This window comes from Hydrocoleum sp. CS-953 (genome assembly GCF_002260545.1).
In the GTDB taxonomy this organism is placed as follows: Bacteria; Cyanobacteriota; Cyanobacteriia; order Cyanobacteriales; family Microcoleaceae; genus Trichodesmium.
On record NZ_LGSU01001247.1, the window covers coordinates 1 to 8,541 of the forward strand.

7 protein-coding genes and 3 pseudogenes are annotated in these 8,541 nt (G+C 36.5%); 8 read left to right on the forward strand and 2 right to left on the reverse strand.

The features are described 5' to 3' along the window. Positions 1-348: 348 nt before the first annotated feature. Positions 349-981, reverse strand: coding sequence for a DUF3084 domain-containing protein (locus tag AFK68_RS21435; protein ID WP_094674927.1), 633 nt, complete (start codon positions 979-981; stop codon positions 349-351). 420 nt (positions 982-1,401) lie between these two features. Beyond that, positions 1,402-2,073, reverse strand: coding sequence for a global nitrogen regulator NtcA (ntcA, locus tag AFK68_RS21440; protein WP_094674929.1), 672 nt, complete (start codon positions 2,071-2,073; stop codon positions 1,402-1,404). 310 nt (positions 2,074-2,383) lie between these two features. Here ntcA and fabI point away from each other — a divergent pair, with 310 nt between their 5' ends. The 8 genes and pseudogenes from fabI to AFK68_RS21480 all read left to right on the forward strand — a co-directional run. Then, positions 2,384-3,160 (forward strand): enoyl-ACP reductase FabI, encoded by a 777-nt coding sequence (gene fabI / locus AFK68_RS21445; protein WP_094674931.1) that lies wholly within the window; start codon positions 2,384-2,386, stop codon positions 3,158-3,160. A 228-nt stretch (positions 3,161-3,388) separates the two neighbouring features. After that, the coding region (locus AFK68_RS45970) for an imidazoleglycerol-phosphate dehydratase (protein ID WP_143438117.1) at positions 3,389-3,791 on the forward strand (403 nt) is incomplete at its 3' end. A gap of 1 nt (position 3,792) precedes the next feature. Further along, positions 3,793-4,236, forward strand: a pseudogene (locus AFK68_RS21455) (imidazoleglycerol-phosphate dehydratase); the annotation flags it as partial. A gap of 231 nt (positions 4,237-4,467) precedes the next feature. Next, positions 4,468-5,100, forward strand: a complete 633-nt coding sequence (locus AFK68_RS21460; RefSeq protein ID WP_094674935.1) for a type I restriction endonuclease — start codon at positions 4,468-4,470, stop codon at positions 5,098-5,100. 86 nt (positions 5,101-5,186) lie between these two features. After that, complete coding sequence (locus AFK68_RS21465) at positions 5,187-5,456, forward strand: hypothetical protein (RefSeq protein WP_094674937.1); 270 nt, start codon at positions 5,187-5,189, stop codon at positions 5,454-5,456. 108 nt (positions 5,457-5,564) lie between these two features. Further along, a pseudogene (locus AFK68_RS45975) lies at positions 5,565-5,900 on the forward strand (type II toxin-antitoxin system VapC family toxin); the annotation flags it as partial. A 265-nt stretch (positions 5,901-6,165) separates the two neighbouring features. Further along, the gene (locus tag AFK68_RS21475) at positions 6,166-7,740 is read left to right on the forward strand and encodes an NACHT domain protein (RefSeq protein ID WP_094674939.1); all 1,575 of its coding nucleotides are present in this window, start codon (positions 6,166-6,168) and stop codon (positions 7,738-7,740) included. A 285-nt stretch (positions 7,741-8,025) separates the two neighbouring features. Continuing rightward, positions 8,026-8,541, forward strand: a pseudogene (locus AFK68_RS21480) (hypothetical protein); the annotation flags it as partial.

The window sequence follows — 8,541 nt, forward strand, 5'->3', positions numbered from 1 at the left end:
AGAATATAGGAGTGACTAAAATATCAAAAATTTAAGACTTCAACAAATTGAAATATGCTGGATAGAGAAATTTTCGGTACATATATTCCTAGATAACTGACAAATAGTTGTCTTGATTTATTTCTCCTTATTCCCTATTCCCTATCTCCTTTTTATATTTCCTGATACATTCAATTTGTCAGGCACTGCCAATTTATAAATTATCCCAAAATCTTTTGTTATTATGTTCCCTACGAATAACCTAACTAGGGATAGAATACTCATTCTATCTATTCAGATGCTTTATTTCTTGGTCTTCCCTTAACTATTTTCTCTCTCCATAATAAATTAGTACCTATACATGAGTACCTAATTTTTTAGTAGTTGTTGACGTTCTATTTCTAATTGCTCAATTTCTTGACTGAGAGTTTCTTTTTGTTGTATGATATTTTTTAATTGATTTTGAGTTAAGTTAAGTTCTGCTTCAGTTTTTGCTTTTGCTGCTTGAACTTTTTTTAGCTCTTCTTGAGTACGAGTTTTTGCTCCTTGAACTTGATTTAATTGCTCTTGAGTTATTTTTAGTTGGGTCTCTGTTTCACTTTTTTGGATTAGCGCTTTGTCTAGAGATTGATTAACTTGATTTAACTGAGTTAGAGCTAATTCTAAATCATATCTTGCCTTTTCTAATTCATTTTTAATAAGAGTTGTTTCAAATTCAGCTTTTGTGACTGCCTTGCGAGTTTCATTAAGTTTTGTTTGAATTTCATCTATTCTAAAAACGCCTTTTCTTAATGGTTTGCTTGTGGCAAATAAGATTGCTAAAGTTAAAGCCGAAAGAATACTGCCAGTAACTATAGTAACTAAAGCGGCAGTATCACGGGGTCTAAGATGAAATATTCGTAGTCTAGCTTTGCCTACCTTTGTTCCTAGGCGATCGCTAATAGTAGCTATTACACCGCCTAGAACTAGAATTACTAATACTAAGGTTATACCGGCGGTCATTAAGGGCTGCTGGTAGTTGTGTTATTTTAATATTTCCTTGAGTTAATTGATCGTCTCAGGAGATTGGCCTAAACTGAAAATAGGCAGTAATTTATTTAATTTATTTACTATTATTTTCTCTGATTTCTCTTAAGTAAGGCTTATACTTNATCGTCTCAGGAGATTGGCCTAAACTGAAAATAGGCAGTAATTTATTTAATTTATTTACTATTATTTTCTCTGATTTCTCTTAAGTAAGGCTTATACTTATTAATTAATTAAGGTTTACAGAGAAAATAATATTTTTGATTAGTTTACCATTTTGAGATTCTGAGTATGAACTGGGACTTGACAATCTATAGTTGATTTTACAGTTTTCAATTTATAGCTTGATTTGAATCTATCCTTAACAGTATTTTTAAATTTGTATTTTAAGATAAATCAGGTAAATTGCTGACTTAAAGCCACTGGATTATGTACTGTAATTTTCTTTTTATGAATGGATATCATACTATCTTGCCGGAGGTCTCCCAGTAGACGAGTAACTGTCACCCTTGTTGACCCAATTGCTTCTGCAATGGCTTGGTGAGATAACTTCAGGTCTATTGTAATCCCTTCTTTACTAGGAACTCCAAAATCTCGACAAAGGATTAACAAAAAGCTAACCAGTCTTGAACCCATATCTCGGTGTGCCAATGTCTCAATCATCATCTCTGTTTGTAAGATTCGAGATGATAGTCCACGCAATAAAATAACTGAAAGTTCTGGATCTTCTCTCAGAGCTTTCTCTACCTGGTCAATTGGCACTGATATTAACTCTACTGGGGTAAATGCCACTGCATGGTAGAAACGGTCAGACTTATGGCCTGTAATTAGGGATAGTACCCCAAATACGCTATTTTCCCGAAGTAGGGCTACTGTAATTTCGTCTCCTGCTTCATAAACCCTAGATAGCTTAACTGCGCCTTTAATTAAGACGTAGACACGCTCTGCAGGGTCTCCTGGAAAAAATATTGTTTTGCCCCGTTCAAAAGTTTCTACAACTGGTGGATATGATCCGCCAGATATATTACGGAAAACATTTGCTAGTGGTCTATCATGCGTCACGACCAATTTCCTTACACTCTTTTATAAATATATTTTTCTTTATATCTTTTAACAAATAGCTCACTAACTGAGCAAAGGTTGTACTATCAAATTGCAAGGTATTGCTATATATTTAGGATTTACTTTACTTTGTTGTAAACACTTGAGATAGATTAGCACAATGAAACCTAAAAATTTAATTTTAAATTCTGGCCTATAGGTGCTATTTTATTTAATTGCAAATATGCAGTTTATAATTATAGCATAAATTCGTCATAATAAAATTAAATTATAAAGTTTTTATCTGATTAGAGATTCTACTACAATTTATAGTATTATGTTAGATTTAACCGGAAAAAATGCTCTGGTGACAGGGATTGCAAATAATCGTTCTATTGCTTGGGGTATTGCTCAACAACTTCACCAAGCAGGGGCAAATTTGGGGGTTACTTTTCTGCCAGATGATAAAGGTAGATTTGAAAAGAAGGTTTGGGAATTAGTAGAACCTTTAAATCCTTCTTTGTATTTACCTTGTAATGTTCAGGATGACGAGCAGGTTCAGGCTACTTTTGCCCAAGTAGGGGAAAAATGGGGAAAGTTGGATATTTTGATTCATTGTTTGGCTTTTGCTGGTAAGGACGAATTGTCTGGAGATTTTAGTAATACTACTCGTGAAGGATTTACTCGTGCTTTAGAAATTAGTTCTTATTCTCTAATCGATTTGAGTTCAAAGGCTAAAGAGCTTATGACTGAAGGAGGAAGTATTGTAACTCTGACTTATTTAGGTGGTGTACGAGTCGTTCCTAATTATAATGTGATGGGAATTGCTAAGTCTGCTTTGGAAATGAATGTGCGTTATTTGGCAGCGGAACTTGGCAAAAAAAATATTCGGGTAAATGCTATTTCTGCTGGTCCAATTAAAACTTTGGCTTCTTCGGCAGTGGGTGGTATTAAAGATATGATTCATCATGTAGAAGAAATAGCTCCATTGCATCGGACTGTTACTCAAATTGAAGTTGGTAATACTGCTGCTTTCCTATGTAGCGATCTGTCGAGTGGAATTACTGGTCAGGTTATCTATGTGGATGCTGGTTATGAAATTATGGGAATGTAATCAGAATTTAGAATTTAGAATTTAGAATTTAGAATTCTGAATTCAGAAGTGAAGAAAGTAATTAGTACCGACACATATTCAATGGTGCGTTACGACGGATTGTTAAATCCCTTTCACAGTCTAAATTTTAGCCGTCTAACGCACCCTACAAATTTGGACTAAATTAGCTGGAAGCCTGTGCTACTGAAAAATTAAAATTCAAAATTTATATTTATATCTTTAAAAATTATGCAGATAAGCGATCGCCCTTCTCCATCTACTCCGATAAAATTGGATTTGCCTGCCAGAGTTGGTTCCGTGAAACGGACGACTGGGGAAACTGATGTAACTGTTAGTCTTAATATTGATGGTGTGGGTAATTGTAAGGCTAATACTGGCATCCCTTTTTTAGACCATATGTTGCATCAAATTTCTTCTCATGGATTAATCGATCTGGAAGTCCAAGCTGTGGGAGATATTGAAATTGATGACCATCATACTAATGAGGATGTGGGAATTACTTTGGGCCAGGCTTTAAGGCAGGCGTTGGGCGATCGCAAGGGTATTGTCCGTTTTGGTCATTTTGTGGCTCCTTTGGATGAGGCATTGGTTCAGGTGGCCTTGGATTTTTCTGGTCGTCCACATTTGAGTTNATCGATCTGGAAGTCCAAGCTGTGGGAGATATTGAAATTGATGACCATCATACTAATGAGGATGTGGGAATTACTTTGGGCCAGGCTTTAAGGCAGGCGTTGGGCGATCGCAAGGGTATTGTCCGTTTTGGTCATTTTGTGGCTCCTTTGGATGAGGCATTGGTTCAGGTGGCCTTGGATTTTTCTGGTCGTCCACATTTGAGTTATGGTTTGGAAATGCCTACTCAACGGGTTGGTACTTATGATACTCAGTTAGTGCGGGAATTTTTTGTAGCTGTGGCGAATAATAGTTTGATGACTTTGCATATTCGGCAGTTAGCTGGAATTAATTCTCATCATATTATTGAGGCAGGGTTTAAAGCTTTTGCTCGTTCTCTACGGATGGCTACAGAAATTGACCCCAGGCGAGTTGGGGAAATTCCTAGTTCTAAGGGAGTCTTGTAATTCAGTTATCAGTTATCAGTTATTCAGTTATCAGTAGGTTTGAAATCTGAAATTTCCTTTGAATTTTATCAGTTAGGATGATTAATTCGAGTAAATGATAAAACTTTTAGTGAGTATGAAATGATTTGTGAAAAAAACCGTAGGGGTTTGGTTTCCAAATCCCAATTTTCGAGGGTTTGGAGACCAAACTCCTACAATAAAATATTACAACCTATTTAGGATTGCTATATTATGGTTCAAACTATTCAAGCTCAGGATATTACTCTAGAAGAATTACAAGAAAATTTCGGACTACAACTAACAACTGATAGTCAATTTTTCCGGGAATGGCAAGACAATTTACCTTCTTTAACTGATGAAGAAAAACGCAGTTTAGAAAGAGTTAGGAGTAACTATTTTAACTTAGTTAATCGTCGCCCTTTATTGGAAGAGGGAGTTAAATTGGTTATTTTAGCACCTTTACTAGATTTAGCTGGATTTTTTCAACCTCCCTTTTCCATAACAACCGAAACTTCTGTGGAAATTTCTGATGAAGATCATGATTTAATTGTTAGAGGTAGAATAGATGTTTTAGTTCTACAACAGAGATTTTGGATATTGGTAATTGAATCCAAAAGGACTAAATTTGATGTTACGGCGGCTCTACCTCAAGCTTTAGTTTATATGTTGAAAAACTCCCAAAATAATCGCCCAACGTTTGCTTTTTTGCTTAATGGTAGAGAGTTTGTTTTTGTTAAACTTCAAAAAGCAGATGTTCCTATATATAGTCGTTCTTATGCTTTGTCTATTGAGAAAGAAAATGAATTGGAGCAAGTTTTAGCAGCTCTCAAAAATATTGGTAATTTAAGTTATCAATTAACGTAATTCCCTCCTTGTGTTCCCTACTCCCTACTCCCTATTCCCTACTGCCTATAATATAGATTAATTACTCTCTATGTGAGGGAAACATTATGATTAAAACGAACGTTAATATTACTCCACAGGCTCAAGAACTTTTGATAAAAGCAGCAGCTAAAAAACAAATATCTGTAGAAGAACTCGCTTCAGAAATATTAAATGAAGCTATTCAAAATAAGCTGGTTGGAGTTGTTAATATTAGTGAATTTAAACAAGAATATCCTCCTAATCCATTGGCAAATAAACAGCCATATCTATACTATGCCGATCCTCACGAGCCAGCTATTCCTCTAGAAGACTGGGCTATGGAAAGTTATTATTAAGAGGTTTTATGATTGTTCTAGAAACTGATATTTTTGTTTGCTGGAATCAGAATGACCCTAAATTAATCAGTTACTATAGTGAGATAATTTAAGAGAGAAAGACTAGATGGATTAGGAATTTCTACTATCAGTCTTATTGAAATAGCAAGACTTGTTAAAGCAGGAAGAATTATTCTTCCTTTACCCATTCTTGAATGGTTTAAAATTGCATTAGCACAAGAAGGAATTATTCTTATTTCTATTACTCCTGAAATTGCGGTTGATGCTCAATCACTGCCAGGTAATTTTCACAAAGATCCAGCAGATAGAATAATTGTCGCAACTGCAAGATTATCTAATTGTTCTATAAGTGACGGTAGATCAGAAAATACTGAACTATTCTTATATGAGTGCTATTCCAACTATTCCAGCTACCTGAAAATCAATATAACCAAACACAAATGAGATTTATATCAGGTTCATTAATTAACTACAATAGAAAAAGACGGTATAGATAATTTATTCATCTAAAGATGACTTAAGCTTTTAGCCAAGAATTTCAATCCTTGGCGAGCCAGAGGAAAAATTTTTCTTGAGGTTTAATTTTATAGTTAGATGATATTTTTAAAAAGATTATTATTAAAGCTCGTAGTATAGCTCTCAGCCCTATCTATAACTTCGGGCTAAAGCCCTACTACAAACAAAAACTTTATTTCTTGAGGTCTAATTTATGTTAGATGATATTTTTAAAACAATTACTAATATTGGTAAGTCTGCTGTTCCTCAAATCCTCAATGCAGCTCAAAGAAATGAAATTGTAGTTAAAACTTTAAAGGAATTAAAACTTGACCCCACACAACCCCCGAAAGATGTTGATGGAGTTTATGTTTATGCTTTGGTGGAATATGGCGTGGGTAAGGATGAGCAAATTTTGAAGCTTTTTCGGGAGAAAGAAATAAAAAATGCTTTTTGGAGTGCCTATTCTGCTAATTCTCCTATTAGTTTCTTCAATGAAGTGGATAAATTTCTGAACTGGGAATTGAAAGACTGGAATACTTTGGGGAATGAAATAAAAGAATCCCAGATTAATGTTCGGTCAGAATTAGAAGAGTTTGGTCGAGCTTTTATTGATGTGGCGAAGCGGACTAAATCTCCAGAATTTAAGCCTTATCCAGATTGGAATTTTGACGAATATCCGGCAGAATTTAAGTCTTTAATTATGGAAAAGATTAAGGGTTTTTGTGGTCGGGAATTTGTGTTTAAGGAATTTGGGAATTTTATCAATAAAAATTCTCATGGTTATTTTACTGTGGTTGGGGATGCGGGGATGGGGAAAAGTGCTATTGCAGCTAAATATGTTTATGACCATAAGTGTCCCTGTCATTTTAATATTCGTGCTGATGGTCGTAATAGACCAGAACTTTTTCTGGAGAGTATCCGCAAACAGTTGACTAGACGCTACGAGTTGGGAAATACTGATAAGGTTAATTTGTCTACTTTGCTGCAAAAGGTTAGTGAAAATCTTGGGGGGCAAAAGTTGGTTATTGTGGTTGATGCTTTGGATGAGGTGGAGCAAACTGGAGGCGGTAATATTCTGGATTTTCCCACGACGTTGCCGGATGGGGTTTATTTTTTGTTGACTAGGCGACCTTATGAACGTGAGAACAAACGTTTGAATGTTTCTCCAGGGGTGGGGATGACAGAATTAGATTTGAGGGCGAGTCAATATCGGGGTTTGAGTCGGGATGATGTGAAAGAATATATCGGTTTTATGTTGAATGATGACCCAGACTATGGGGTTAAGTTGCAAAACTGGGTGCAAGAGCGGGATATTAATAAGGAATATTTTATTGAGCAGGTGGCAAACAAGAGTGAAAATAATTTCATGTATCTGCGTTATGTGTTACCGGATATTGCTAAGGGTAATTATCAAGATTTGAGTTTGAAGGAATTGCCTGATGGTTTGCAAGATTATTATCAACAACATTGGGTGCGGATGGGAATGGAGGATAAACCTCAGAAGGATAAGGTTATTGTTTTGTTTATTTTGGTGGAAAGTCGGACGTTGCCTAGTTTGGAAATAATTGCTGAATGGGCGCAACAGGATGTGTCTGATGTGGAAGATGTTCTGAAGGAGTGGGTGGAATTTTTGAGTAAGCAGGAAGTTGAGGGAGAACTTTGCTACAGCATCTATCATGCGAGTTTTCTTGATTTTCTCAAGGGGAAAAGAAAGTTGGATAATACCCGCAAGTTGTTTGAGGAAGTAAATGCACGGATGGCGGATGATTTGTATGCGGATGTTTAGGTTTGAGAGGTGCTGGGTGGAAGCGATGAATCTGGAAAACCTAACCCCCCTACCCCCTTCCCTGCAAGGGAAGGGGGAGTCAAAGCCTCTCTCCTTGCAGGAGAGAGGTTTGGAGAGAGGTTTTGATGGGTTGAGAAATGGAAGCGATGAATTTTGAAAACCTAACCCCCCTACCCCGTTTCCCTGCAAGGGAAGGGGGAGTCAAAGCCTCTCTCCTTGCAGGAGAAAGGTTTGGAGAGAGGTTTTTATTAGTTAACAAACAGTTTCTTAGACAGGAGTAGTATTGTGGGAAAATTTGCTGAAAAATTAGCTTCTGCAACGCCTGCGCGTCAACGTGCTATGTTGGGTAATATTCATACTCTGGTGGAGTCAAAGCAATTAGAAAAGTATTACAAACTCCTGACTAATTTTGATTTCCTGGCAGCAAAGGTGCAACATCCTGACTTTGGCGTGCAGGCGTTAATTGAAGATTACGATCTGGTTGAGGATGACAATGAGAAAGTTAAAACTTTGAAATTAATTCAAGGAGCGTTACGACTGTCAGCGCATATTTTGGAAAAGGATGGGGAGCAGCTACCGGAACAGCTATGGGGGCGGATGCAGCATTTTCGTGAACCAGAAATTCAGGAGTTACTGTTAGAAGCAAAACAGAATCAACAAAATGTTTGGTTGCGACCATTGAAAACAAGCTTAACGCCTCCCGGTGGTCCGTTAATTCGTACTCTCGATGGTCATAGCAACTCGGTAAATGCTGTAGCAGTAACCCCCGATGGCAAGCAAGTTATTTCCGGTTCATCTGAC

Bases quoted from the DNA above. Each gene is read 5' to 3' on its own strand.
- AFK68_RS21435 (WP_094674927.1), bottom strand. From the start codon at position 981: ATGACCGCCGGTATAACCTTAGTATTAGTAATTCTAGTTCTAGGCGGT.
- fabI (WP_094674931.1), top strand. From the start codon at position 2,384: ATGTTAGATTTAACCGGAAAAAATGCTCTGGTGACAGGGATTGCAAAT.
- AFK68_RS21460 (WP_094674935.1), top strand. From the start codon at position 4,468: ATGGTTCAAACTATTCAAGCTCAGGATATTACTCTAGAAGAATTACAA.
- AFK68_RS21465 (WP_094674937.1), top strand. From the start codon at position 5,187: ATGATTAAAACGAACGTTAATATTACTCCACAGGCTCAAGAACTTTTG.
- AFK68_RS21475 (WP_094674939.1), top strand. From the start codon at position 6,166: ATGTTAGATGATATTTTTAAAACAATTACTAATATTGGTAAGTCTGCT.